Here is a 26137-nt window from a genome sequence, read left to right on the forward strand (position 1 = left end):
TACCTGCCCCGAGATGGAGAAGACCATGGAATTCACTCGTGTTGCGCGCTCCGGACAGGTTCCCGAAGGCATTGTGCGCCGATTCTTCGCCGGCGAACACGAATTCGCGGTGGCACGGCTGAACGGCAAGGCCTACGCCACCTCCAACTACTGTACCCACCTCGACTGCCTGTTGTCGTCCGGCAAACTCGTCGACGACGGCATCGGATGCTCCTGCCACGGAAGCATTTTCGATCTCGAAACCGGTGAACCGGTGTGCCCTCCGGCGACGGTGGCGATCAAGACGTACCCGGTCGAGGAGCGTGACGGTGAGATCTTCGTGGGGATCGACCCCGACGGCACGAGCTCGATCCCGCGTCGTCGTGCTGCCCGAGGATGCATGAAATGAGTCAGCGGCCGCCCACTCTGTCCGTCGAGGGGATGGTCTCGTCGAGTCATCCCGCCGCGAGTACGGTCGGGGCGCGTGTGCTGGCCGACGGCGGCAACGCGATCGATGCGACGCTCGCAATGGCCGCCATGACCTGGCTGACCCTGCCGGGGCAGTGCGGCATCGGCGGCGACGCGTTTGCCGTCGTCCGTGAGCCGGACGGTTCGGTGTGGACGGTGGGCGGAAGCGGCTTCGGACCCGACGGAGCCGATATCGGGTTCTACACCGAGCGCGGGATGCGGTCGATCCCTCTCGACGGGGCTCTGGCCGTGGCAGTTCCCGGTGCGCCTGCGGCCCTCGGGGCACTTCACGTCGGTGGTGCCTCTCGCGCGCTCGATGATCTTTGGGCGCCTGCGATGCGCGCGGCCGAACGTGGTCTGCCGTGTTCTGCCAAGACCCGTAGGGACGTGCGGGAGGCGGAGATGGCGGTCGCGGCCGACGCCGGACTGAGCAGCGTCTATCTTCCGGATGGGCGGTTGCCGCAGATAGGGGAGTTACTTCCGCAGCGGGAGCTAGCGGCGACGATCCGCGAACTGGCCCGTGACCCTCGCGGCTTCTATACGGGCTCGCTGGCTCAGCGGGCCGTGGAGGCGCTGCGCTGCGGGGGTGCACCGTTCAGCGGCGACGAATGGGCTGCGGGGGCAGAGGTGCAGGAGGAAGCGGCGATCAGCGGTCGGTACGCCGGGGCTGTCCTACATCAGACGCCGCTGCCCACGCCGGGGTGGATGGTGCTTCAGCAGGCCGCGCTGTGCAACGGGGTGGTGGGCTTCTCGCCGTGGCTGAGCGCTCCGGCCATCGACCGGATGGCGAGTGCGGCGCGGATGGCTTTCGAGGACCGGCTGGCTATCTGTGGCACCGACAACGATGCCTGGAACACGCTCCTCGAATCCGAGGCAGTGGCGGCGGCCAGACAGCGCCTCGACCGAAAAGTGGCACCGACTGGTTCGTTCGACGTTTCTGCCGGAGACACCACCTCCACAGTGGCAGTGGACTCGGAAGGCCGGGCCGTGAGTTTCATCCACTCTCTCGCCTTCACATTCGGCGCCAAGATGACCGTCCCCGGCACTGGAGTGGTGCTGAACAATCGTTGGGGCAGGGGAGCGTACTTGATTCCTGGTCACCCGAATGCTGCTGCGCCGCGGCGTAAACCGCTTCACACGCTCAACGCGTGGGTGGTGACGGACACCGTGGGAAACCTGCTGCACGTCGGAAACACCCCGGGCGGGGACGGGCAGGTGCAGTGGAACATGCAATTGATATCACATCTGCTCGATCACGGACTCGACCCGGCCGAGGCCGTTGCCGCGCCGCGCTTCACTGTATTCCCCGGTAGCGACGCAAATGTCGTCGGCCAACCGGCGGAACTGCGCTGTGAGTCCCGGCTACCGGAAGAGGTACGCGCCGAGCTCGAGAAGCTGGGCCACGACATCACATTGCAGGAACCCTGGGGAGCGGACGGCAGCGCGCAGATCATCTCCGTCGACAACGCACGCGGACTGCTGGCCGGTGCCGCAGACCCCCGCCAGGAAGGAATAGCACTCGGTGTCTGAGCAAGGAGTTCCGGTCGCACCGGTACCGCAGGGTCGATACATCTCCGCAGTCGTGCATGGCGGTGTCGCCTACAGCGCAGGCATGACACCGCGGGTGGACGGGGTGCTGACCGTCACCGGTGTCGTCGGGCATGATTTGTCGATCGAGCGCGCGCAGGAGGCGGCCGCACTGTCGGCGCGCAACGCCGTGACTGCGATCGCAGCGGCGGTCGGCGGAATCGACGCCATCACGCGTTGCCTGCGGATGAGCGTGTTCGTGGCCTGCGCGCCGGACTTCCAGGAGTTGTCCGCTGTGGCGGACGGGGCGTCGGATGCTCTTGTCGAGTTGCTCGGCATCGACTCGCTACCGGTGCGCAGTGCGATCGGAGTGTCGGCGCTGCCGGCCGGTTCACCCGTCGAGGTCGAACTTGCGGCTGCGGTCGCCGACCAGTTGACGAAGCCGGATTGAAGGGCAGTGGCCTCGGCGCCGTACGAAGCCGCAGATGCGGGCGGGAGATGAGGAAGCAGCTGCAGATGTGCACACTGAGCTGCACACGGGTATAAATACATCTTGTGTCTATGTCGTACTCAGCAGCGGAACAGGCGTATCGATCCGTCAAGGAACTCATCCTGTCGGGCGAGCTGCCCGGCGGTGAGCTGATCAGCGAGGGTGAGATCGCCGGCCGGATGGGGTCGAGCCGCACTCCGGTGCGCGAAGCGTTCCTCCGTCTCGAGGCCGAGGGCTGGATGCGGCTCTATCCCAAACGCGGCGCGTTGATCGTGCCGGTCGCCGAGGGTGAAGCCGAACACGTGGTGGATGCCCGGCAGTTGGTAGAGGCACACAGTGTGCGGGTGCTCGCCGACCGTCCGCGAGCGCGGGCACAACTCGTCACCCGGCTTCGAGAGAATCTCGCCGGCCAGCGCGAGATCGCCGCGCGTGGCGACGTCACAGCGTTCAGCGCCGCCGACGCCGACTTCCATCGGATGATTGTGGAGGCCGCCGAGAATCCCTTGATCGTCACCTTCTACTCCGGCCTCCGCGAGCGTCAGCGCCGCATGACGGCACATTCGATTGCCCGGGACCCGGGCCAGTTGCCGCAGATCATCGACGACCACGAGCAGTTGGCGAAACTGGTTGCGGCCGGCGACGCTGACGGATTCGACAGCGCCGTGCTCGAACACATGCGCAGTGTTCACGCTCTCAATCCGAGGGGAGCGGCGCGATGACCGTCGTCAGGGACAGCCGAACGGAACCACCGCAGGCGCCCATCACGTCGACGCGTGCCTGGTTGCTGGTCGCCGCCACGATGTTCGCGGTCGCATGGGGCGGAAACCAATTCACCCCGCTTCTGGGTATGTACCGCACAGACCACGGCTTCACGGCCCTCACCGTCGACCTGTTCCTCTTCGCGTACGTTCTGGGCATCGTGCCCGCACTGCTCCTCGGCGGGCCGCTGTCCGACCGGCTCGGGCGACGCCCGATCCTCTTGCCCGCACCGTTTCTCACCGTGGCCGGTTCGGCGCTGCTCGCGGTGGGGACCGATTCGGCTGCGCTGCTCAGTGTGGGACGCATCCTGTGTGGTGTCGCGCTGGGCCTGGGAATGGCGGTGGGCGGAAGCTGGGTGAAGGAACTCTCGACTCCGGCGTGGGATCCGGACGCCACGGACGGTGCCGGTGCGCGCCGCGCCGCGATGAGCCTCACCGGTGGGTTCGGGCTGGGTGCCGGCGTCGCGGGTGTTCTGGCGCAGTGGGGGCCGTTTCCGAGCATTCTGTCCTATGTGGTGCACAGCCTCATCGCCGTGCTCGCTTCGATCGCGCTGTGGAGAGCCCCCGAAACGCGTGCAGCCCAGCCTGTCTCGGAGCGGGTCTCGCTCGTCCGGGATCTCGCGATTCCGTCGGCAGGTCACCGGCGCTTCCTGTTCCTGATAGTTCCCCTGGCGCCATGGGTCTTCGGTGCCGCGGCGGCCGCGTATGCGGTGCTTCCCGCGCTCATGTCCCAGAACAGCGGTGGTGTGCCGCTCGCGTTCTCGGCACTGATGTGCATGGTCGGATTGGGTGCAGGGTTCGCGATCCAGGCGCTGGGCCGGAAGGTCGACACTCCGCACAGTGCACGGGCCGTCGTGGTCGCGCTGGTCTTCGTCATGGCGGGCATGGCCTTTGCAGCCGTGGCAGCGTCGGCCCTGACCATCCCACTCGCGATCGTCGCTGCGGCAGTGCTCGGCTGCGGCTACGGCATGGCGCTGGTGTCGGGGCTGCAGGAGATTCAGCGCATCGCTGGACCGGACGACCTGGCCGGACTCACTGCGGTGTTCTACTCCCTCACCTACCTCGGGTTCGCCACCCCTGCCCTCATGGCATTCCTGTCCGAAACCTTTCCGGTAGTGACCTATCCGCGGATATTCCTCTTCGGCGCAGTCGCCGCCGCGGGGTGCCTTGCGCTTGCCGTCGCCAAGTGGCGATCGCACCTGCCGTGGACGCAGCCGTCGCCGAATGTCACAGTGGTGCAGTCCAACTAGACCGATGTGACATTGGGCGAGCGGTGGGGGCGACTGGGGGCCGGCGGGGGCGATCTACAGCGGCGGCAGGACTTTTTCTCCCAGCCAGGTGTCCCAGAGGGTGCGCAGGGACTCGTCGGTGTAGCGGGCCGCCAGGTCGGTGAATTGTTCTGTGCTGACCGTGGAATGGCGGCGTGTCTTCGTCCACTGCTGGATCAGCGCGAAAAACTTGTCGTCACCCAGCCGCATGCGTAGGGCGTGGAGGGTGAGGGCGCCACGTTTGTAGATGCGGTCGTCGAACATCAGTTGCGGACCGGGATCGGCGGCCACCAGGTCCTGCGGCTTACGTGACAAACCCCGGTGCGCCTGCGTGGCCAGCTCATGTGCGCAGGGACCGCCGGAATTCTCGGACCACACCCATTCCGCGTAACAGGCGAAACCCTCGTGCAGCCAGATGTCGTGCCACTGACCGAGAGTGAGGCTGTTGCCGAACCATTGGTGGGCGAGTTCGTGCGCCACGAGGCGTTCCTCGTCGCGCCGGCCGGTGCAATGGTTGGCGCCGAAAATGGACAGTCCCTGCGCCTCGACCGGGATCTCCAGCTCGTCGTCCGTGACGACGACGGTGTAATCGGCAAAAGGGTACGGGCCGAACAGCCGTCCGAACACGTCCATCATTTCGGGCTGTCGACCGAAGTCGGTGTCGAACGACGAACGCAGGCGCGGCGGGTGGACGGCGAACATGGGGACCGCACCCGAGCCGAACCTGCGACGCTCGTACGGACCGATCTGGATGGTGGCCAGATAGCTCGCCATGGGTTCGGCCTGCTCGTACACCCACGTGGTCTGACTCGCCCGGGTGTGCTTGCCGATCAGCGTGCCGTTGGCGACCGTGTAATAGGGCGAGTCCGTGGTGATCGAGATGCGGTAACTGGCCTTGGAACTGGGATGGTCATCACACGGAAACCACGAGGCTGCGCCGTTCGGCTGGCTCGCGACGATCGCGCCCTCCGTGAGTTCCTCCCAGCCCACCTCGCCCCACATGCTTCGGATGGGTTTCGGGGAGCCGCCGTACCGGATGTGGAGGACCAGCGCACCGCCGACGGGAATCTCCTGAGCCGGCGTGATCACGAGCTTGCCGTTCCGGTGTGCCCACTTGGTGCCGCGTGCGCCGTTCGCCGTCACCTTCGTGACGTTCAGGCTCTGGGCGAGGTCGAGCGAGAACCGGGAGCGGGCCGCGGTGATCACCGCAGTGATCGTCGCCGTACCGGCAAGACGATTGCTGTGGACCTTGTACGTCAGCTCCAACTCGTACCGTGACACCCGATAGCCGCGGTTGCCGTTCTGCGGCAGGTAGGGATCGATGGGCTCGTCGAGGTCCTTGCCACATTTCATGAGGCCGGCCACGGTGCGATCGGATTACCTTGCCAGCGGGTGGAGGGCGGCACGGTGTCGCCGCGCATGACGAGCGATGCCGGACCGACCGTCGCACCGTCGCCGATACCGGCGGCAGGCAGCGCGACACAGTGCGGACCGAGCGTTGCTCCGGCTCCCAGGTTCACGGTGTCCATGGACATGATCCGATCATGGAAGAGGTGAGTCTGCACGACGCACCCCCGTTCGACGGTCGCACCGTCGCCGAGAGTCACCAGGTCGGCTTCCGGTAGCCAGTACGTCTCACACCAGACCCCCTTACCGATGGTGGCTCCCATACCGCGCAGCCAGACGTTGAGGACCGCCGTCCCGGTGGCGGCGCGGGCGAACCATGGAGCGGCGACCGTTTCGACGAAGGCGTCCGACACTTCGTTGCGCCACACGAACGAACTCCACAGCGGGTGTTCGACCTTGCCGATTCGACCCACCACCAGCCATTTCGCGCCCACCGAGACGGCACCGGCAACGGCACCCGCGACAAGGAGGACGACGCCGCTGGCCAGCGCAGCCAGCCAGAACCCGCGGTAATACGCCAACGCGTCGAGTGCGAACAGCACACCGAGCCCGATCCCGAACGTCACCATCACCGGAATCAAGCGGCACGTCTCGACGACCGCACGGGCCACCTTCAGCCGGAAGGGCGGTTCGAAGGTGCGGCTTGCGTCCGTATCGCCGACGGCGCGGCGCAGCCGAACCGGCGGGCTCCCCAGCCACGACGAGCCCGACTTGGACTTCGACGGTGCCGCGGAAAGAACTGCCACCAGGCCGTACTTGGGGACACGACGACCCGGCGCGGTCATTCCCGAGTTCCCGAGGAAGGCGCGTTTGCCGACCTTGGCGTGTTCGACGTGCATCCAGCCGCCACCGAGCTCGTAGCTGGCGACCATCGTGTCGTCGGCGAGGAACGCGCCGTCTGCCACCGTCGTGAACTTGGGTAGCAGCAGCACGGTGGAAGCCTCGACGTTCTTGCCGATCTTCGCGCCGAGCAATCGCAGCCAGCCAGGGGTCAACAGGCTTGCGTACAGCGGAAAGAGGAAGGTGCGTGCAGCGTCCATGAGTCGTTCGGTGGCCCACACCTGCCAGCCGATGCGGCTTCGCACGGGGTGATATCCCTCGTGGAGACGAATCGACAGCAATCGGACGGCGGCGACGGTGAGGACGGCGAAGACGAGCAGGCTCAGGATCGTTGCCGCCGGCAATATGACGAGGGACTGCAGGATCGCCGATCCCACTGTTGCGGCGTCGCGAATCCACCAGCCGATCAGCACGATTCCGGCGAAGAGTGCGACGATCGGCAGTCCCGCCAGTGCGACCGAGGTCAGCCCGTAGACGGGCACCCAGTACGACGCGCGGCGCGGTGCTTCCGCGGGCCACGGGTGCCGGGCTTTGCCGACTTTCGCGGCCGGTGATCCGGCCCAGTGCTGTCCGGCCTTGACTCGTCCGAATACGGCCGAACCGGCCTCGACCTCGGCGCCCCGGCCGATACGCGCTCCGGGCAGCAGAGTGGATCGCGCGCCGACGGTGGCACCGTCGCCGATCTTGATCTCACCGATATGGACGACATCGCCGTCCACCCAGTGTCCGGACAGGTCCACTTCGGGCTCGATCGAGCAGTGGTCACCGAGTTCGAGCATGCCGGTGACCGGAGGAAGCGTGTGCAGGTCGACACCCCTGCCGACCTTCGCTCCCAACGCTCGGGCGTAGTAGAGCATCCATGGCGCACCCGACAGGTTGGCGGCGCCGCTGGCCTCGGTGAGGCGCAGGGCAACCCACAGTCTCAGGTGCTCGCTGCCGCCGCGCGGATAGGTGCCGGGCTTCAGGCCGCGCAGCAGCAGCCGCGATCCGATCACCGAGATGGTCATCCGGCCGAGGGGGCTGATGAACACGGTGAACGCGAGGAGCACCCACCACCAGGAAACGGTGGGCGCCCACGGCACGTCGGTGTACCAGGACAGGACATTGTTCGCGATGGCCAGCCAGGTGACCCACTGCAGTCCGGTGAGGGTCGTGAGCGGAACGGTGGCGGCGATCTGGATCAGCTGGCTGCGACGCGGGGTGGGCGCGACGATGCGAGGTTCGACGGCAGCGGTGGGGGCCAGTTCGTCGAGATAGCTGGCAAGGGATCCGAGCCGCGGATGGTCGTAGAGTTGCGCGACGGTCACCTCGGGGAAGCGCTCCCGCAGGGCCGTCACCAGCTGGGCGGCGGACAGGGAGCCGCCGCCGAGCTCGAAGAAGTCGTTGTCCAGGCCGGTGATCCGGGCTCCGAGGATCGACGTCCACAGTCCGGCCACCCACCCGGCCACGCCTTCCAGACCGAGCGCTTCCGCCGATTCGTCGACACCGGGCGGCGGCCAGGGCAGGGCGTTGCGGTCGACCTTGCCCGACGTGCGGGTGGGCAACTCGTCGACCAGCACCAGACGTGGGACCAGCGCCGCCGGGAGCTGCTCGGTGAGCATCGCGTGGGCGGCCTTCAGGTCGAAGTCGGAGTCGGTGCTGGCCAGGTAACCGACCAGAACCTGGTGGCCGGCCCCGGTTCGGCGCACGGCCGCCGCCGCGCCGGCCACCCCGGGCAGGTTCTGTAGTGCGTTGTCGACCTCGCCCAGCTCGATGCGCCGGCCGCCGAGTTTCACCTGGTCGTCAGCCCGGCCCTGGAACAGGAGACCGGACCGCTCGAGGCGAACGAGGTCGCCGCTGCGGTAGGCACGGTCCCAGCCCAGGGTGGGCATCGGTGCGTATTTCTCGGCGTCCTTCTCGGGGTCGAGGTAGCGGGCCAATCCGACACCGCCGATAACGAGTTCCCCCACGTCACCCTCGGCGACAGGTTTGCCGTCGGCGTCGACCACGGCGAGATCCCAGCCGTCGAGGGGGAGGCCGATACTGACCGGACTCTTGCCGTCCATCAGCGCGGCGCACGCGACCACGGTGGCCTCGGTGGGCCCGTAGGTGTTCCACACCTCTCGCCCGTCGACGGCCAGGCGCTCGGCCAATTCGGGTGGGCAGGCCTCGCCGCCGAAGATCAGCAGTCGGACGGCCTCGAGCGCCTCGGACGGCCACAGCGAAGCCAGGGTCGGGACCGTGGAGACGATGCTGACGTCCCGCGCGACGAGCCAGGGACCGAGATCCACACCGCTGCGTACCAAAGAACGTGGCGCGGGAACGAGGCAGGCGCCGTGCCGCCACGCGAGCCACATCTCCTCGCAGGACGCGTCGAATGCCACCGACAGCCCGGCGAGCACCCGGTCGCCGGGTCCGATGGGCGCGTTCTGCAGGAACAGCCGTGCTTCGGCATCGACGAAGGCCGCGGCATTGCGGTGATTGACGGCCACTCCCTTGGGAGTGCCGGTGGAACCCGAGGTGAAGATGATCCAGGCGTCGTCCTCCACCGTCGGCAGGCGTGCGGCGGGCGACTCCGGCCGGGCCGGTGCGGTTCCTGCGGTGATCCCGTCACCGGTCACGATGGCCGCAACCTGGGCTTCGCCGAACACCAGCTCGGCACGCTCCTCGGGGTCGTCCGCATCGACGGGGACGTATGCTGCGCCCACCGCGAGGGTCGAGAGGATGGCGACATAGAGCGAGCACGAACCGGAGGGCATGCGGATCCCCACTCGGTCCCCGGCTCCGACGCCCTCGTCGGCCAGGAACTCGGAGCCCTGCCGGATCTCGTCGAGGAGTTCACGGTAGGTCAGCGAGATGATGCCGTCGTCGATCGCCGGTGCATCGGGGTGAGCCTCGGCCGTCGCGACGAGGATGTCGACGAGGGTGCGGGGCGCGGACGCCAGATCGCCGCGGAGGAATTCTCGCGGTACGAGGAGAGACTTTTCCGAATCCGTTGACGACTGGAGAGACAATCCGGGATTCCTTCGCTAGCGGTGGGTGGTGCGTACGGCCCGTTATCTCACGATCAAGTGACCGGCTGGTGAACAGTTGGCCCGGTACGGTGCAACGTCCATTCTCCACCTCCGCCGTGTCGAGGGCTGCGTCGAGGTACGGCGGATGATCGGCGACACCGGGCAATGGGAAGACACGTGCGAGACGCGTTCGCCGAGGCGGTCCGCACCTGGGCCACGTCGGGTCGGGCGGATCTGTGCGACAAGCCCTTCGGCTGGGCCGCGTGCAGTGCGATGTGATGTAGGACGAGACCGAATCATGGGGAGAGTTGGTACTCATGCGCTTTCACGACAGCCGACGTGAGCGGCGCGCGGTGGCCGCCGGATACGACGAATCAGCTCGTTCGGAGCTTGCCTGCGGTACGCGATCGATCCGGCAGGCAACGAGCCGACTCGGTGATTCCGGCTGAACGGCTGGCGGAGATGGCGTCGCATACGTGATGATGAGACGAGTGCCGCGTCGGTTCGACAGGTATCAACCGGCGCGCTCCCAACGAGGCCTGGGGTGCGGTGACAGAGCAGTCGAGTGAGCGGATCGGCGACGAGACTGTGACAGTGGAGTCTCGAACTGCTCCACGTCACCGGCTGTCCCTCCGGCGGGGGATCTGGTATTCCTACCTGATTGCCTTGACTGCCACCATTTTTTTGATCGGCATGCCCACCGACCGCATCTATCAGGCGACCTGGATCATCCTCGGTCTCACCGCCTTCGCGATCGACCGCCCGTGGCGTGACCATCTGCGAATCCTCACGGACTGGGTGCCACTCATCGCCGCGCTGGTGGTGTACGACCTCAGTCGCGGCATCGCCCACGAGCTGGGGATGCCCATCCGTGTCGAGGAACTGGTATCAGCGGAAAAATGGCTCTTCCGAGGTGCGATTCCCACGGTGTGGTTGCAGGAACATCTCGCCGATCCCGCAGGTGGTCGGCCGGGGTGGACGGTGTTCACCGGCGCGGTATACACCAGCCATTTCATTCTGCCGTGGCTCCTGGCAGCGGTGTTATACATTTACTCGAAACCGCTGTGGTCCAAGTACATGCGACGGGTGCTGTTGCTGTCGTATCTGGGACTGCTGACCTACATTCTGCTGCCCTCGGCTCCGCCCTGGTACGCGTCGGATGCCGGCGCGGTGACCCAGGATGTACGCCGTCTCACCGGCTTCGGATTCGACATCGTTCCCACGGACGTGAGCACGAGTTGGCTGGAGGCGCAGAGCAACCCCGTCGCTGCCCTCCCGTCCCTGCATGCGGGCTTCGCGCTGCTCGTCACCGTCGCGCTCTGGCCGCTCGTCGAGAAGCGGTTGCTCAAAACTGTGCTCGCCCTGTTTCCGTTGGCCATGGCCTTCGCGTTGGTTTTCGGTGGGGAGCACTATGTGGTGGACGTGGTCATGGGGTGGATCTACGTCGGGCTCGCCATCCTCCTTGCGAGGGGCTGGGAGGGACGTCGATTCCGGCCGGGTGCTCCACACACCTGCGTTTGACAAACTCGGCCTGATCCGAGATTCTCGGAAAAGGTCACGAGTACCAGCGTTCAGCCCCGGCTTGCTGGTCGGCAACCCTCCACCGCGGTGGGGTGCTCCGGGTGACGACCTGGCTGAGGTTCATACCGAACCCGGCAAGCGCGGACTCCGAGGGCAACTATCCCTGTGACGGGTCCCTGAGTACGAGGGATGTCGTGATGACTGCTGTATTGACCGCTGATGTGTGCACTGCTCCACTGGCCAAGGTTTCCGGTTGTGACCTGCGGGTTCCGCTCGTCCAGGGTGGGGAGGGCGCGTACGTGAACTTCGACTATGCGGCGAGCGCCCCGGCATTGTCCCGGGTGACCGACCGGATTGCGGCGTCGCTTCACACGTACTCCAGCGTCCACCGCGGCGCGGGCTATGCGTCCCGGGTGTCCACCGACGCCTACGAGGAGGCGCGCGGCACCGTCGCGCGATTCGTCGGGGCTTGCGAGGACCAGGTGGTGATATTCACCCGAAACACCACCGATTCTCTGAATCTGCTGGCCGGCTGCGTACCTGGCAGCACTGTAGTACTCGACATCGAGCATCACGCGAATCTCCTGCCGTGGCGAGATTCTCGCGTGGTCCGGGCCGCGGACACGGTGGCGGAGACGATCAGGCTGCTCGTGGCCGAGTTGTGCTCCAAGCCGACCGCTCTCCTCGCGGTCACGGGTGCGTCCAACGTGACCGGCGAGGTCCTTCCCGTCGCCGAGCTCGCCCGGATCGCGCATCGCTGCGGCGCACGCATTCTCGTGGACGCCGCGCAGTTGGCTCCGCATCGCGCCCTCGACATCGAGAAGTGGGGTGTCGACTACCTCGCCTTTTCCGGCCACAAGCTGTATGCGCCGTTTGGTGCGGGCGTGCTGGTGGGGCGCCGGGACTGGCTCGACGACGCAGAACCCTATCTCGCGGGTGGAGGTGCGGTTCGCAGCGTCACCGTGAATAGCGTGCAGTGGGCGCCGGCGCCCGCGCGGCACGAGGCCGGAACACCCAACGTGCTCGGGGCGATTGCCCTGGCCGCGGCTTGCGACGCGTTGTCCGAACTGGACTTCGGTCGCGTCGCCGCGCACGAAGCTGCCCTGACCGACCGGCTCGTGCGGGGCCTTGACAGCATCGACGGATCGACACTGCTGCGGCTGTGGTCCGACGCGCCCGACTCGGTGGGGATCGTCACGTTCACGATCGACGGGTTCGAGCCGGCCGAAATCGCCGCCTACCTCTCCGCGGAGCATGGAATCGGCGTGCGTGACGGCCGATTCTGCGCGCATCCCCTGCTGAACAGGCTGGGCCACCCGGACGGCGCAGTGCGCGCCAGCCTGGGTCTCGGCAGCTGCTCGGACGACGTCGACCGGCTGGTGAGCGCGGTTCGGGATCTGGTGGCAGGCCGACGGACCTGGAACTACGCGAACGAGGAGGGTCGGTGGAATCCGGTGCCGGAGACCCGATTTCTCGAGGGGCGCGTAGTATGACCGCATGGCATCGAAGGCAGGGAGCGCAATGATCGCTCACTGGTGCCGTCGACACGTCGATCTGTGTCGAACCGCCTCGGGTATGTGTTCGAGCTGACTGCTCCTTCAGTTCGCTTCCCGCGCAAGTCATCCCCGAGGAACTGTCATGTCTCGTAACACTGCATTCGTATCCCGTCCGCTGCGGGTAGCCGTCGAGCTCGCCGGATCCGGTCACCACCCGGCCGCCGCAGGAGCGGCCGGCACGCGTCCGATAACCGGCGCCGACTACTGGGTCGACCTCACCGCCGACGCGTCGGGTCGGCTCGATCTGACGGTGTTCCCGCCGGAGGTGGTCCGGATCCGGGCTTCCGATCTGCGCGAGGCACAGCACCAGCGTGCCCGAGTGCGGGCCGAGCTCGTCTCCGACGGCAGGGATCCCGACGGCGTCACCGTCCTGGTGGATCTCGAAGTCCTGCTCGCGGCAGAGGCCCGCACGGCGCGCAAGGAACTGGCATTGCTCGACAGCGCGCTGGTCGCACCGCGTGCCCCGGTGTCGTTGCAGTACATCGGGACTCCGGTCGGTCTTGCCGGCCTGATCGCCGACATCCGCAGCGCTGAGGTAGCCGACGGGGTGACGCTGTTGCCGCTGTCGCTGCCCAAGGTTCTGGAGCAGATCGTCGACGGCACCCTGCCGTGGCTCGAGGAGCGGGGTCTGGTCACCTCGGCCGACGCCGTCGACGAGGCTCTGGGCAGATTCGGGCTACCGGTCCGCGCACGGGTGCTGGCCTCCTGAGCCACCGTGCTGTGCGGTCTCTCAGCCGAGTGGAGTGGGCCGGTAGTACCGGCCCTCGTGGTACAGCAGCGGAGCCGCGGCGGACTCGTCATCGTCCTCGGCGTGTGCCCGGGTGACCAGGCCGATCACGAGCGTGTGATCGCCGACGGGGATCAACTGGTCCACGGTCACCCGTAGCCAGCTGGGCGTTCCGTGCAGGACGGGCTCTCCGGTGTCGAGGCGTGCCCACAGCGATTCGTCGGTGAAGCGCTCGTTCGCTGCGCGAGAGAACCGTTGTGCCAGGTGTTGTTGGTGCTCTCCGAGCAGATGGATCACGAGGGAGTCGGCGGAGTGCAGGGACTTGATGCTGGACGAGGCGTGCGCGATGTTGAACGACACCAGCGGCGGATTCAGGGACACCGAGGCGAACGACGTGGCGGTGAATCCGACCGGGCCGGAGCCGGAATCGAGCGTCACGATGGTGACTCCCGCAGGATGGCGTCGCAGGGCGGCGCGGTAATTATCTGCGGTGATCCCCGACACGAGTTCGGCGTCACCGGGTACGTCAGGGTTCGGCAGTTCTGGGTTCTGAGGGCCTTCGATGTTCTTCACTGTGTCGGACAAGGTGTTCTCCGGATCGGGCGTGCGGGCGTTGGCGTTGGTGGACGAGATCGTCGGCGGGCGATCTCAGCGCGAACACGGACACGTGCCGACGCGGCTCGCGCCCACGTGCCGTCGACTCCACACTCCGTCTGCCATGATGAAACAACTATAGGGGTCGGACGGCACGTAAATCAGTCGACGTCGATGGCGAGCCCGGCGGTAATGCGGACCAGTTCGGCGAACGAAGTTCGGAAGACCGTATCGGGATGACCGGCCGCCGCCCATAGTTCCCGGTATTCGGACAGGGCGTTGTCGACATAGGTGGGCAGATTCGTCGGGTGACCGAGCGGCGCAATCCCGCCCACCGGCTGGCCGGTGGCGATCCGCACCATGTCGAGGGGCGCACGGGTGAGTTCTCCCTGTAGTCGCTTGCCGGTGGTCTCCAGGTTCACCTCGTGCGCACCCGACACCAGGATGAGGATCGGATCGTCGTCGAGCAGGAACACCAACGACTTGGTGATGGCGCCGATATCGACACCCAGCGACTTCGCGGCCTCGACCGCAGTGTGGGTGGAGTGGATCTGTGTCACGATCACTCCGTGATGTCCCCGCGCGATCAGTGTCTCGGCAACATGCGCGGCGGAGGGGTGCAGGGGCGTCGGCATGAACCAAGAGTAGGACCAATTCCGCGGTACGACATCAGGATGCGTCAGAGACGACTTCGGAACGGGGCGAGGCCGATTGCGAGTTGTGGCGCGCGGTGAACCCGAAGAGGAGCCCGAGGCCGACCAGGCAGTAGAGAGCAAGTGCGGCCACCGGCTGACCGAGGCCCATGCGATGGAAGTACACGATGCTCCGGATTCCCTCGGTTCCCGCACCGGGGGTGATCCAACGCCCGATCGCTGCATAGAAGTCGGGGAGGACGTTCGGTCCGAACGTGCCGCCTGCGCTGGGGTTGCCGAGGATCACGAAGAGGGCGATCGCGGCGGGTACGGCGAGGATGCCGAGCGAGGCACGCAAGCCCGACGTGAAGATCGCCGTCCCGAACACGACAGCGGTGCCGAGGAGCCACAGTGGGAACCAGTGGCCCGCGAAGGTGCCGAGCAGGTGTGTCGTGATCAGCGCTCCCAAGGCGCCCGAGACGAGGGCGTAACCGAACAACACACCGGTGTGGACTGCGGCCGCGCGCAGTGTCCGAGGTGCTCCTATGAGCAGTCCGATGGCGGCCGCGAGGAGATAGCCGCCCACCACCCAGCCCACCGCGAGATAGAAACCGGAAAGCCCACGGTTGTCGTGGACGCCGACCGGGATCTCGTCCCGGACCGTGAACTCGCGTCCCTCGGCCTGCTCCACCCGGGTGAAGACGGACTCGAGAGCGGTGGCGACGGAACTTCCGCCGGCGCTTGCGGTGATCAGTGTGTCGTAACCGGAGGGGTCGAGGATGACAGCGCCCTGAACTTCCCGGGTACGCAGCAGTCGACGGACCTCTGCCGTGCTGTCGGCTACGCGCGTCTCGAGGGGACCGCCCTCGAGTGCATCGAGCCGATCGGCGACCTCCTGGTCGATACCCGCGGGCAGGCCGTCGGCCGCGACGACTGCGATTTCGATGCCCTTCGGAGTGGGCTGATGGAACGCGGCCACATAGCTGAGGATGAAGCCGAGTTGCAGGAGCAGAACTCCGGCGACCAGTACGACCATCACTTTCGGTGCGCTGTGTCGGGACACGGGGTCGTCGCTGTGGGTCCTCGACTCGCAGGTCTCGGGGGAGGTCGTGGTCATGGGCGTTTCTGTCCTCTGCTTGTCGATACCTTGGGTATTGAATACCGTAGGTATTGTGCCTGAGAGTCGTCAACACGATGGTCGTCACACCGAATGGGTCCCGACGACGCGTCCCGCGCGGGACGTGGTGCGTCAGCGCCTGCTCGACGCGGCGGCGGAGGAGTTCGCCGAACGCGGATTCGGCGCCGCCCGACTCACCGAGGTGGCGCGGCGGGCCGGGTTCACCAAGGGTGCGGTGTACTCGAACTTCGAGTCGAAACAGGCGCTGTTCGCCGAACTCTTCGCCCAGCGCTCGCTCGAACTCGCCGGACGAGTGCTCGAGGAGATCGCGGACATGGGTGCCTCGGACGCCGCGGGAAAGGGCGGCGAAGCCATCGCCGCCTGGCTGGTACACGAGCCGGGGTGGTCGCTGCTCGTGCTCGAATTCGGCGTTCTCGCGTCGCGCGATCCTCAGATCGCTCAGGCCTATCTCCGGGAACGTCGTCAGCTGCGCGCCCGACTGGTGGAATTGATCGCGGAGCGAGCGCGGGTATGGGGTGTCGAGGACAGCTTCGACGTCCAGACCACCGCCATCTCGCTCATGGCGCTGATCTCGGGCCTCGTGCTCGAACATTCCGTCGATCCGGATCAGGTGGACCGGCAGGCGATGGGCGAGGCCGTCACTGCGCTGTTCGCCGGGGCCATCGCCCGGGCCGGTCTGGCGTGAGCCGGTCAGGGTCGCGGCAACGCCCGGTCGACTGCTGGTTCGCATGTCGGGTCGGCGTGGACCTTGGTTACTCTTGAGTAATGACCGAACAGAAGACCTGGAATGCCTTCACCGTCGAGTGCAAGGAGCACGTCGCTCAGGTGACTCTCACCGGCCCCGGCAAGGGCAACGCGATGGGGCCCGATTTCTGGAACGAACTGCCGGAGATCTTCGCCGAACTCGACGCCGACCCCGGAGTGCGGGCAGTGGTCGTCGCCGGCTCCGGCAAGCATTTCTCCTTCGGCCTCGACCTGCCCGCGATGAGCGGTTCGCTGGGCATCGTCCTCGCCGACAAGGCGCAAGCCGCTCCGAGGACGGAGTTCCACGGGATGGTCAAGCGGATGCAGGCCGCGATCACGGCGGTGGCGGACTGCCGCAAACCCGTCGTCGCCGCTGTACAGGGCTGGTGCATCGGTGGTGGCGTCGACCTGATCTCGGCTGCGGACATCCGCTACGCGAGCGTGGACGCCAAATTCAGCGTCCGCGAGGTGAAGGTCGCGATGGTCGCCGACGTGGGCAGCCTCGCCCGCCTGCCCCTGATCATCGGTGAGGGGCACCTGCGTGAACTCGCGCTGACCGGTAAGGACATCGACGCCGCACGGGCCGAGAAGATCGGTCTGGTCAACGACGTGTTCGAGGACGCGGACACCGCGTTGGCCGCCGCGCACGCCACCGCCGCCGAGATCGCCGCGAATCCGCCGCTCGTGGTGCACGGCATCAAGGACGTCCTGGATCATTCCCGTTCGGCCCGGGTCGACGACAGCCTTCGCTACGTCGCCGCCTGGAACGCCGCCTTCCTGCCCTCGCAGGATCTCACCGAGGCGATCACCGCCGTGTTCGAGAAGCGCACACCCGAGTTCACAGGGGAATGATCGACGCGGTCCCCTGCCGGCAATAGACCGAAGCCGCACCCCCGATCGGCAGCCGCACTCGTATCGTGAACTGGAACGAGTCGGGTGCCGAGAAGGGGTGCGGCTGTATCGGGTCCGTCGCAACAGCAGCGTTCAGTGTCCGCCGTTGTCCTTCAGGCGCTTGATCGAGGCCTCGACCTCGGCCTTCGCCTCGGCCAGCCCGACCCAGTCGGCAGCCTCGACGTGCTTTCCCGGCTCGAGGTCCTTGTAGTGGACGAAGAAGTGCTTGATGGCATCCAGTTCGAACTGGGGAACATCGCCGATGTCCTGGATGTGATCCCATCGTGGGTCGCCCGCGGGAACGCAGAGCACCTTGTCATCACCGCCGGCCTCGTCGACCATCTTGAACATGCCGACGGGACGGGCCTCGACGATGACGCCGGGGAACACGGATTCGGGAAGCAGAACCAGCGCATCCAGCGGATCCCCGTCCTCACCGAGGGTGTTCTCGATGTATCCGTAGTCGGCCGGGTAGCCGAACGAGGTGTAAAGGTACCGGTCCAGCTTCACGCGACCGGTTTCGTGATCGACCTCGTACTTGTTTCGTTGACCCTTGGGGATCTCGATGGTGACGTCGAACTCCACGCCGATTCCTCGCTGTCGTGTCGGTAATGATTCCGGGAGAGGATATCGGGTCGAGGATAAGGTTGGTCGTCTGACCACCGATGCAGAACAGCGAAGACGGAGGCGTGTTGCCGGGCCAGGTGAAGAAGAAGATGGGCTCGTTGGCGGGACGTCACCGTCGGAACATGCTGATATTCATCGCTGCGCTCGTTGTCGTGGCGGTGGCAGCGGCGGCGGTCGTGGCCCTGGTCATGGTGGGGAACCGTGACGCATCGGCCGGGCGCGGCGAGCTGACCATTGCCCCCGCACCCGCACCGGTGACGGCTGCGCCGCAGGTCAAGCCGCTACCGGACGATGCCCCGATGCCCACCGCGCAGGGGCTCGCCGCGGCTCTCGGACCGGTGGCCGCGAATCCCGATCTGGGGAAGTTCAGTGGAACGGTGGCCGATGCAGTCACCGGGCAGGTGCTGTGGAGCGTGGCAGCGCAGACAGCGATGATTCCGGCGTCAACCACCAAGTTGCTCACCGCCGCGGCGGCCCTGCTGGCTGTGCCCGACGATCATCGCGTCGCCACGAAGGTGGTACAGGGTGCGAATCCCGGCGAAATCGTGCTCATCGCCGGCGGCGACCCCACGATCACCGCGAGACCGATGGGGGAAAACGGCTACTACCCGGGTGCCGCGCACCTGTCCGAGCTCACCGATCAGATCCGCGCGGCGGAGATCCCGGTCACGAGTATCGTGGTGGATACCAGCATCTATGCAGGTAGCAGCATGGCCCAGGGATGGTTCCCCACAGACATCGCTGCAGGATTCATCACACCCACGGAACCGATCATGATCGACGGAGGCCGCGCGGACCCATTGGTGGACGAGTCTCCGCGCAGCACCACTCCCGCTCTCGATGCGGGGCGGGCCCTGGCTCGTACACTCGGCGTGGATCCTGCGGCCGTCACGGCGGGGAATGCGGCACCGGACGCAGCGTTCGTGGCCGGCGTGCAGTCCGCTCCATTGCGTGACCGGTTGCGGCAGATGATGGAACACTCGGACAATGTGCTTGCCGAAGCGATCGGGCGGGAGGTGGCCATGAATGCCGGCGCAGAAGCATCGTTCTCGGGCACTGTCGCGTCCATCGGCCAGACATTGTTCGCCGCCGGATTCGACATGTCGGGTCTGACGCTCAACGATGCCAGCGGACTGTCCGTCGACAACCGCATCGCACCGCAACTGCTCGATCAGATCCTGACTGCTGCAGCCGGAGACGGCGTTCCCGCCCTGCGCCCGATGCTCGACTACCTGCCCGTGGCCGGCGCGACCGGGAGCCTGTCCGATCGATACGCCTCGGGGAACCGCACCGGCGCCGGTTGGGTGCGCGCGAAGACCGGGACCTTGTCCACCGCCAGTGCATTGGCCGGGTACGTGGTGGATCAGAACGGGCGGGTCCTGACGTTCGCGTTGATGTCCAACGACCGGCCGCCGGAGGTCAGCCGTCCGGCCCTCGACGCGCTCGCGGCGACACTGCGCATGTGCGGGTGCCAGTGATGGCCGCCGAGGGAAGCGCATTCAGCGGCGCCGTCGACTGGAAGCTGGCAGCAAAGACGGGCGTCAGGCTCGCTCGCAGCGGCCCGCCCACGTCGCGGTACACCGCGGAGATCGTCGTCGAGGAGCTGGCGGACGCGTCGATACGGGCCGAACTGCCTGTTCGGGAGGTCACGGGACTGGCCGACGGACTGCCGGTTCCGAGGGCGCAGATTCTCGACCGCGCCGGGTGGATCCATGCGGCCGCGCAATCGATGTCGCATCTCACCGGCGGTGAGGGTGCCCCCGGAATGCTGGTGGGCAAGCCCGCGGGAATACAGGCGGGGGCGATGCTGGCGTATCTGTCGTCAGCGATCCTCGGCCAGTACGACCCGTTCACGGGCGACAACGGAACACTGTTGCTGGTGGCCCCCAACGTCGTGTCCGTCGAACGGGCACTGCGGGTGCATCCGAGCGACTTCCGGCTGTGGGTTTGCCTGCACGAGGTGACCCATCGTGTGCAGTTCTCGTCCTCCCCGTGGTTGTCGGGTTACATGCGGAAATCGGTGGAGATACTCGGATCCTCGGAGGACGAGTCGGTCACCGATCTCGTCGGCAGGCTGACGGCAGGACTCCGGGACCGGAATCGCACGGCACCGGACGAGTCCGGTGCCCCCGGTGGAATCGTCGGACTGCTGCGCGCCACCCAGGCCGAGCCCCAGCGCAAGGCGCTCGACCGTCTGCTGGTTCTCGGAACGCTGCTCGAGGGCCATGCCGACTATGTGATGGATGCCGTCGGTCCCGCCGTCGTGCCCTCGGTGGCCGCCATTCGTGCAGCGTTCGATAATCGCCGACGGCGACAGAGCAATCCGATTCAGCGGCTTGTCCGGGCGCTGCTCGGGATGGACGCAAAGATGGCGCAGTACGTGCGCGGGAAGGCCTTCGTCGGCGCCGTCGTGGATCGAGTGGGGATGGACGGCTTCAACGTGGTGTGGTCGGGACCGGAGACACTGCCGAAGCTCGCCGAGATCGGTAACCCCGATATCTGGGTGTCCCGGGTTCTGGGCTGAACCGGAAACGATGCTGCTTCCCGAGGAGCCGGCGGTCCTCGAAGTTCGCCACGCGGTACGGCGCTGGATCGACCGGTATGCCCGGGACGGCGATATCGCGGTCGGATTGTCCGGTGGGGCAGACTCGCTGGCGTTGACCGCGGCTGCGGCGGCGGAGGCCCGGTCGGTGCGCGGCCTCGTGGTCGACCATCAATTGCAGCCCGGTTCTGCGGATGTCGCAGGCGAGGCGGCCGAGCGCGCGATGGCCCTCGGGTGTGCGTCGGTGGAAGTGCTGCCGGTCGAGGTGGACGGGCCCGGTGGGATGGAGGCCGCCGCTCGCACCGCCCGTTACGCCGCCCTCGACTCCGCACGTGGGTCTCGTCCGGTCTTGCTGGGTCATACGCTCGACGACCAGGCCGAGACGGTCCTGCTCGGACTCTCCCGCGGGTCGGGGGGCCGATCGATCTGGGGAATGAGCGCCTACGACCCCCCGTGGGGGCGCCCACTGCTGAAGGTGCGACGCACCGTGACCCGTCGGGTGTGTGCGGAGCTGGGATTGACGCCGTACGAGGACCCCCACAACGCGTCGCCCGACTTCGTGCGGGTCCGGCTGCGTACCGAGGTGCTCCCGTTGCTCGAGGACGTCCTGGGAGGGGGGGTCGCCGCGGCTTTGGGCCGCACCGCGGACCAGCTCCGCGAAGAGGGCGCCGTGCTCGACGCGGTGGCGGCGAAGGCGACCGCCGCGGCTGTGGTCGACGGCGGTATCGATGTGGCGGTGCTGGCCGGGTCGGCCGCGCCCATACGCCGCCGCGTGCTGCGTTCATGGCTTCTCGCCGCCGGGGCGCGAAGCCTCGGTGACCGGCAACTGCGTGCCGTGGACGACCTCGTCGCACAGTGGCGGGGGCAGGGCCCGGTGGCGATCGGCGGCGGAACACCGGAGGCCAGGTTGGTGGTCAGCCGACGACGTGGCAGGCTGAACGTCGGATTGGACTACCAACGAAGGGTTTGACCGCGTGTACGAAAGCGATATCGCATCGGTACTGATCTCCGAGGACGAGATTCGTCGACGTACCGGCGAACTCGCCGAGGAAATCGCGAAGCGTTATCCGGTGGGTGCTCCCGAAGGAGATCTCCTCCTGGTCGGCGTTCTCAAGGGTGCCATCTTCTTCATGACGGACTTCGCGCGCGCACTTCCCATCCCGGCCCAGATGGAATTCATGGCCGTCAGTTCCTATGGATCGTCCACGTCGTCCTCGGGTGTCGTCCGCATCCTCAAGGACCTGGACAAGGACATCGCCGGCCGCCACGTGCTGATCGTCGAGGACATCATCGACTCGGGTCTGACGCTGTCGTGGCTGATGCGCAACCTGTCCAGCCGCAACCCGGCGTCACTCGAAGTGGTCACGCTGCTGCGCAAGCCGGATGCCATCAAGGTCGATGTCAACGTCGCGAACGTCGGCTTCGACATTCCCAACGAATTCGTCGTCGGCTACGGCCTCGACTACGACGAGCGGTACCGGGACCTGCCCTACATCGGCACCCTCGATCCCGCCGTCTACGGCGGCTGACCCGAAGTCCGGACTCGCAACAGCTTCAGCGCGCAGGCTCGTGGGACACCGCGAGTTCCAGGGCTCCCAGGTCTTTCTCCAACTGGCGGAAGAGCCAGTACGCCCCCACGAAGGCGAAGATCCCGCCCACACACAGGATGCGGACCGCGACGATCACCATGGTGATCTCGTCGGGGGACAGGAACGTCACCCCGGCCACCCCGGCGAGTGGCACCGACGCGGCGACGGCGAGGTACAGCGTGCTGCGTCGGTCGAGGCCCCTCAGTTTGTGGGCATCCGCGCTGCTGGCGATGTCCTGCGGGAGCAGGGACGGGTAGATGCACCGCACCGCGAAGAACGCGACCAGGAAGAACGGGTAGGCCACCGACACCGCCCCGCACACGATGAGCGAAGCGATGAAGTGCACATACGCGTCTCGGGGAACGTCGCCGGCCGCGAACTGCAGCGATATCGGATAGGCGATCCCGGCGACGAGCCACAGACCGAAGACGACGAGAACAACCCGATCACCGAGTAGGAGGGTGTCGGTGCGGGCCCGGGCGAGTGTGGCGCGATCGTAGGTCCGGCCCTTGCGGAGTCCACGGGGGACGAGAAGCGGATTGCGGCACCAGTACAGGAGCAGGACGGCGCCGAGCGGAAACGCGATCGAGTTGATCACCATTTGTATCTGCTCGAATGAGAGCTGAGCCTCCGGCGACAAGTTGCTGATGATCAGCGTCTTGTTGTGGTGATAGTTGTAGGCGCCCGCGAGGGCATTCGGTGTCGCGATGGCAAGGACGAGTATCGGTAGAGCCCAGCGGCGAAGCCGTCGTCGCCAGCTGTGCGGCGGCGGGTCGACGAGATCCCGGGCGCGCGGATTGAGGCACAGATCGAACTGCTGGGCCAGCGCTGAACCGGATTGCCAGCGGTCCTCCGGTTTCGGCGACAGACATGTCAGCAGCACGCGACGCAGTGATGCCGGGCAGTCGTACGGCAGCTGGTCGAGGAACTCGGGGGCGATGTCGCTGCTGCGACGTTCCAGCATGGATTCCAGCGCGACCAGCGATTCGCTCGAGGCGTGTTCGTCGGGAAAGGGGCGCTGCCCGCACATCAGTTCCCAGAGCATGACGCCGAGCGCATAGATGTCGCTGCGGGTATCGAGGTCCGCGGCGGTGCCCGGCATCTCACGGTGGCACGCCTCGAGCTGCTCCGGGGACATGTACGCGAGTGAGCCGCCGAAATAGGCCAGAGGGGATGCGCCATGGACCGTGTCGCTGAAGCTGATGTTGAAATCGGCCAGTTTGGGAACGCCCTCCGCTGTCAGGAGGATGTTGGCGGGTTTGATGTCGCGGTGCAACACCCCTCTCCTGCCCGCGTAGTCGAGGGCTTCGGCCAGCCGCCGTCCCAGCCAGGCGATAGTCTCCGGCCAGGTCAACGACGCGATCTCCGCTCGCACGCTCGAGTCGGTTGGGCGGATCTCACCCTTTTCCCGCATCTCCTCGTCCACGACGTCGAGGAGCAGCCGGCCCGTCCGTTCGTTCTCCGGCGTGATGCGCACGCGTCGGAGCACACGCAGCAACGTTCCACCGGGCAGGTACTGCATGTACAGAAGACGCAGTCCGAGGTCCGGTACCACCCGCTGATCGAAGACTCGCACGATGTAGTCGTGGTCGAGTTGCGCGAGCGTCTGCGGTTCGTTGCCGTGGTCGTGCGAGATCTTGACCGCGACGAGCCGCTGCATCGACCGCTGCCGGGCCAGGAACACCCGGCCGAACGCCCCGTTGCCGAGGCCCATCAGCAGGTCGAAATCGTCGACCTGCTGACCGACCTCCACGTCGTCGAGGATTCCGCGCACGGGCGGTGTGGTGACGAGGGTGTTCCTGCGTCTACTCGCGGTCGGGATCTCGTCCGCCGCCTCGGTCATCGGGGAATCGAGTGTCGGGTCGGAGACCGTACCGTCGGAAACGGTCTGCTCAGCCGCCACTGTCGGCGGGCGCACAGCGACCGTCGCGTCGATGCTGTCGTGACCGGAGCTCGTCGCTCCGGCGGTCCGTTCGGCAGAGGTCGATCCTGTGGTCGATTCGTCTCTGCCCGACCCGTTCCCTCTGCTCATTACACAACCAAGCGGCTCTCTGGAGCGCGGGCAGTGAGTCCCACCGCGGGGACAAGCGAATCGTAACCCCGCACCCTCGCCGAATGTAGTAGGAAAGACTGGCTACAGGGACTTCGGTCGAACCTATACTTGGTTGATGAGGGAATTTCCGCTCTCCTCGTCTCCGCTTTCCCCTGCGACGGTCCTTGCCGGGCAGGTTCGCTCCGGGGAATCGACCCCGATGGCGCCCGTCGAGCACGCGCTGGCCGTGATCGAGGAGAGGGAACCGCGTATCCGGGCGTTCGTGTCCGTGTTCGCCGACGAGGCCCGCGCCGAAGCCCGCGCGGTGTCGCTCCGCCCCGATCTCGCGACCCTTCCGCTTGCGGGTGTACCGGTGGCGATCAAGGACGTCATCGCCGTGTCCGGTCATCCCATGCGGGAAGGGTCCGACGCCACGAGCAGCGAATCGAAGACGGCGGACCACCCCGTGGTCGCCAGGTTGCGAGCGGCGGGAGCGGTGATCGTGGGACTCACGACCCTCCCCGAGCTGGCGGTCTGGGGCACCACCGACGCACCGGGGAAAATCACCCGCAATCCGTGGAACCTCTCCCGCACATGCGGTGGGTCTTCCGGCGGTGCGGCCGCTGCAGTCGCATCGGGGATGGTGCCGCTCGCGCACGGCACCGACGGGCTCGGATCGATCCGCATCCCGGCGGCGAACTGCGGCGTGTTCGGGATCAAACCGGGTAAGGGCGTCGTGCCGTCCGAGCTGGGCGCGACCTCGTGGTTCGGCATGGCGGAGAACGGACCCCTGGCAACCACGGTGACCGACGCGGCCCTCATGCTGTCGGTGCTCGCCGACCGGCCCGAGCTTGCGCGGATCGACGAACCCGAACCGTTGCGGATCGCGGTGGCAGTGGGTTCGCCGACAGTTCTCGCCCGGGTGGACTCCCAGTGGCGCGACGCCACGCTGCGGGTGGGAGAGGAACTCGGGGCGTCCGGGCACAGCGTGACGCCGGCAACGCTGCCGTATCCGGTCAACCTCCTCCCTGTCCTCGCTCGATGGACGGCCGGCACCGCCGCCGATGCCGAGGGTCTGGACCCGCGCAGGCTGCAACCCAGAACGCGTCGGCATGTCGCGGCCGGCCGCCTCCTGCGCAGATTCGTTCGCCCCGAATCGGTGGTCCGCCTCGAAGACGCACTGCTCGGATTTTTCGAGGACTACGACGTCGTGATCACCCCGACGCTCGCCCAGCCGCCGCTCGTCGCCGACGCGTGGAGCGAGCGGTCGTGGTCGGCCAACCTGGTGGCCAACGTGCGGTACGCGCCGTTCACGGCGCTCTGGAACCTGGTCGGCTGGCCGGCGGCAAGTGTTCCCGTCGGGACCCATCCGCAGTCCGGCACGCCACTCGCCGTGCAGATCGCGGCTCCGCCCGGAGGGGAGTCGACGATCCTGGCTCTGGCCGCGCACATCGAGCGGGTTGCGGGCTGGCCGAGGTTCGCACCCGTGCGGTGAACCGCTCGTAGTCGGTGGCGTTGCCGGCCGGGGGAACCTGGAGGCTGCTCTGTTCGTTGAGAGGAAAGACGCCACCCTCCGAGGGTGGTTGGCTGCTACCTGGCATGGCCGGAGTGCCCTCGCGGTAACCTGGTTTGTCCGGTTGGCAGCCGGAAGGCGCACTCGGACGACCCGCACTCTCGAAAGGACCGGCCGCTCGGCCGACCTGTATGAACCGTAAGACAGTGTTTCGAAACCTGGCAATAGTTGCCGGCATTCTGCTGGTGATCTACGCCTTCAGCTACTTCGGCAACGACACGCGCGGATTCAAGGGTGTCGA

At 66.8% G+C, this 26137-nt stretch carries 23 protein-coding genes and 1 riboswitch; of the genes, 16 read left to right on the top strand and 7 right to left on the bottom strand.

Annotated elements, in window-relative coordinates; genetic code table 11:
- Positions 1-25 precede the first annotated feature (25 nt).
- The 5 genes from WAW17_RS04175 (at position 26) to WAW17_RS04195 (ending at position 4472) form a co-directional block, all read left to right on the top strand.
- Positions 26-388, top strand: a complete 363-nt coding sequence (locus WAW17_RS04175) for a Rieske (2Fe-2S) protein (RefSeq protein ID WP_422331746.1) — start codon at positions 26-28, stop codon at positions 386-388.
- The gene (locus WAW17_RS04180; protein WP_422331747.1) at positions 385-1977 is read left to right on the top strand and encodes a gamma-glutamyltransferase family protein; all 1593 of its coding nucleotides are present in this window, start codon (positions 385-387) and stop codon (positions 1975-1977) included. Before WAW17_RS04175 ends, WAW17_RS04180 begins: the two co-directional genes overlap by 4 nt.
- On the top strand, positions 1970-2425 hold the full coding sequence (locus WAW17_RS04185) for a RidA family protein (protein WP_422331748.1): 456 nt from the start codon (positions 1970-1972) through the stop codon (positions 2423-2425). The genes WAW17_RS04180 and WAW17_RS04185 overlap by 8 nt, the downstream gene beginning before the upstream one ends.
- Positions 2426-2535: 110 nt before the next feature.
- Positions 2536-3183 (top strand): GntR family transcriptional regulator, encoded by a 648-nt coding sequence (locus WAW17_RS04190; RefSeq protein ID WP_422331749.1) that lies wholly within the window; start codon positions 2536-2538, stop codon positions 3181-3183.
- Positions 3180-4472 (top strand): MFS transporter, encoded by a 1293-nt coding sequence (locus tag WAW17_RS04195; RefSeq protein WP_422331750.1) that lies wholly within the window; start codon positions 3180-3182, stop codon positions 4470-4472. The genes WAW17_RS04190 and WAW17_RS04195 overlap by 4 nt, the downstream gene beginning before the upstream one ends.
- Before the next feature lie 54 nt (positions 4473-4526).
- Here WAW17_RS04195 and WAW17_RS04200 read toward each other — a convergent pair whose 3' ends face one another.
- Together WAW17_RS04200 and WAW17_RS04205 are read right to left on the bottom strand one after the other, a co-directional pair.
- Positions 4527-5843: a M1 family metallopeptidase gene (locus WAW17_RS04200; protein ID WP_422331766.1), complete on the bottom strand. Its 1317-nt coding sequence runs from the start codon at positions 5841-5843 to the stop codon at positions 4527-4529.
- Positions 5840-9730 carry a Pls/PosA family non-ribosomal peptide synthetase gene (locus tag WAW17_RS04205; RefSeq protein WP_422331751.1) on the bottom strand — a complete coding sequence of 1297 codons (3891 nt, stop codon included), beginning with the start codon at positions 9728-9730 and terminating at the stop codon, positions 5840-5842. Before WAW17_RS04205 ends, WAW17_RS04200 begins: the two co-directional genes overlap by 4 nt.
- A 642-nt stretch (positions 9731-10372) precedes the next feature.
- On the opposite strand from WAW17_RS04205, the gene WAW17_RS04210 reads away from it, so the two are divergent.
- The 4 genes from WAW17_RS04210 (at position 10373) to WAW17_RS04225 (ending at position 13516) form a co-directional block, all read left to right on the top strand.
- The gene (locus WAW17_RS04210; RefSeq protein WP_422331767.1) at positions 10373-11251 is read left to right on the top strand and encodes a phosphatase PAP2 family protein; all 879 of its coding nucleotides are present in this window, start codon (positions 10373-10375) and stop codon (positions 11249-11251) included.
- 32 nt (positions 11252-11283) lie between these two features.
- Positions 11284-11398, top strand: a riboswitch (SAM riboswitch).
- A gap of 50 nt (positions 11399-11448) precedes the next feature.
- Positions 11449-12744: an aminotransferase class V-fold PLP-dependent enzyme gene (locus tag WAW17_RS04215; RefSeq protein WP_422331752.1), complete on the top strand. Its 1296-nt coding sequence runs from the start codon at positions 11449-11451 to the stop codon at positions 12742-12744.
- Positions 12745-12772: 28 nt separating this feature from the next.
- Positions 12773-12841: a putative leader peptide gene (locus tag WAW17_RS04220; RefSeq protein ID WP_369325290.1), complete on the top strand. Its 69-nt coding sequence runs from the start codon at positions 12773-12775 to the stop codon at positions 12839-12841.
- Between the two features lie 48 nt (positions 12842-12889).
- Complete coding sequence (locus WAW17_RS04225; protein WP_422331753.1) at positions 12890-13516, top strand: hypothetical protein; 627 nt, start codon at positions 12890-12892, stop codon at positions 13514-13516.
- A 21-nt stretch (positions 13517-13537) separates the two neighbouring features.
- On the opposite strand, the gene dszD is transcribed toward WAW17_RS04225, so the two are convergent.
- From dszD to WAW17_RS04240, 3 genes are all read right to left on the bottom strand, one after another.
- Entirely contained in the window at positions 13538-14119 is a 582-nt protein-coding gene (gene dszD, locus WAW17_RS04230; RefSeq protein ID WP_422331754.1) for an NADH:FMN oxidoreductase DszD, read from the bottom strand.
- A 170-nt stretch (positions 14120-14289) separates the two neighbouring features.
- Positions 14290-14763: a YbaK/EbsC family protein gene (locus WAW17_RS04235; RefSeq protein ID WP_422331755.1), complete on the bottom strand. Its 474-nt coding sequence runs from the start codon at positions 14761-14763 to the stop codon at positions 14290-14292.
- Between the two features lie 34 nt (positions 14764-14797).
- Positions 14798-15877, bottom strand: coding sequence for a hypothetical protein (locus tag WAW17_RS04240; protein ID WP_422331756.1), 1080 nt, complete (start codon positions 15875-15877; stop codon positions 14798-14800).
- A 127-nt stretch (positions 15878-16004) separates the two neighbouring features.
- Between WAW17_RS04240 and WAW17_RS04245 the strand changes: the two genes are divergently transcribed.
- Complete coding sequence (locus tag WAW17_RS04245; protein WP_422331768.1) at positions 16005-16583, top strand: TetR/AcrR family transcriptional regulator; 579 nt, start codon at positions 16005-16007, stop codon at positions 16581-16583.
- 80 nt (positions 16584-16663) lie between these two features.
- Entirely contained in the window at positions 16664-17494 is an 831-nt protein-coding gene (locus WAW17_RS04250; RefSeq protein WP_422331757.1) for a crotonase/enoyl-CoA hydratase family protein, read from the top strand.
- 132 nt (positions 17495-17626) lie between these two features.
- Here WAW17_RS04250 and WAW17_RS04255 read toward each other — a convergent pair whose 3' ends face one another.
- Positions 17627-18118, bottom strand: coding sequence for an inorganic diphosphatase (locus tag WAW17_RS04255; RefSeq protein WP_422331758.1), 492 nt, complete (start codon positions 18116-18118; stop codon positions 17627-17629).
- A gap of 131 nt (positions 18119-18249) precedes the next feature.
- Here WAW17_RS04255 and dacB point away from each other — a divergent pair, with 131 nt between their 5' ends.
- The 4 genes from dacB to hpt are packed head-to-tail and all read left to right on the top strand — an operon-like array spanning position 18250 to position 22231.
- Positions 18250-19638, top strand: a complete 1389-nt coding sequence (gene dacB / locus WAW17_RS04260; RefSeq protein WP_422331769.1) for a D-alanyl-D-alanine carboxypeptidase/D-alanyl-D-alanine endopeptidase — start codon at positions 18250-18252, stop codon at positions 19636-19638.
- Positions 19638-20684 carry a zinc-dependent metalloprotease gene (locus tag WAW17_RS04265; RefSeq protein ID WP_422331770.1) on the top strand — a complete coding sequence of 349 codons (1047 nt, stop codon included), beginning with the start codon at positions 19638-19640 and terminating at the stop codon, positions 20682-20684. Before dacB ends, WAW17_RS04265 begins: the two co-directional genes overlap by 1 nt.
- A 10-nt stretch (positions 20685-20694) precedes the next feature.
- Positions 20695-21672, top strand: coding sequence for a tRNA lysidine(34) synthetase TilS (gene tilS / locus WAW17_RS04270; protein ID WP_422331759.1), 978 nt, complete (start codon positions 20695-20697; stop codon positions 21670-21672).
- Between the two features lie 4 nt (positions 21673-21676).
- Positions 21677-22231, top strand: a complete 555-nt coding sequence (gene hpt / locus WAW17_RS04275; RefSeq protein WP_422331760.1) for a hypoxanthine phosphoribosyltransferase — start codon at positions 21677-21679, stop codon at positions 22229-22231.
- Positions 22232-22256: 25 nt separating this feature from the next.
- On the opposite strand, the gene WAW17_RS04280 is transcribed toward hpt, so the two are convergent.
- A complete protein-coding gene (locus tag WAW17_RS04280; RefSeq protein ID WP_422331761.1) occupies positions 22257-24323 on the bottom strand; it encodes a serine/threonine-protein kinase in 2067 nt (688 codons plus the stop codon).
- A 136-nt stretch (positions 24324-24459) separates the two neighbouring features.
- Here WAW17_RS04280 and WAW17_RS04285 point away from each other — a divergent pair, with 136 nt between their 5' ends.
- Positions 24460-25818, top strand: coding sequence for an amidase (locus tag WAW17_RS04285; RefSeq protein ID WP_422331762.1), 1359 nt, complete (start codon positions 24460-24462; stop codon positions 25816-25818).
- Positions 25819-26137 lie beyond the last annotated feature (319 nt).

Origin of the sequence: Rhodococcus sp. (in: high G+C Gram-positive bacteria), from assembly GCF_049286785.1 — a bacterium.
In the GTDB taxonomy this organism is placed as follows: Bacteria; Actinomycetota; Actinomycetes; order Mycobacteriales; family Mycobacteriaceae; genus Rhodococcus_F.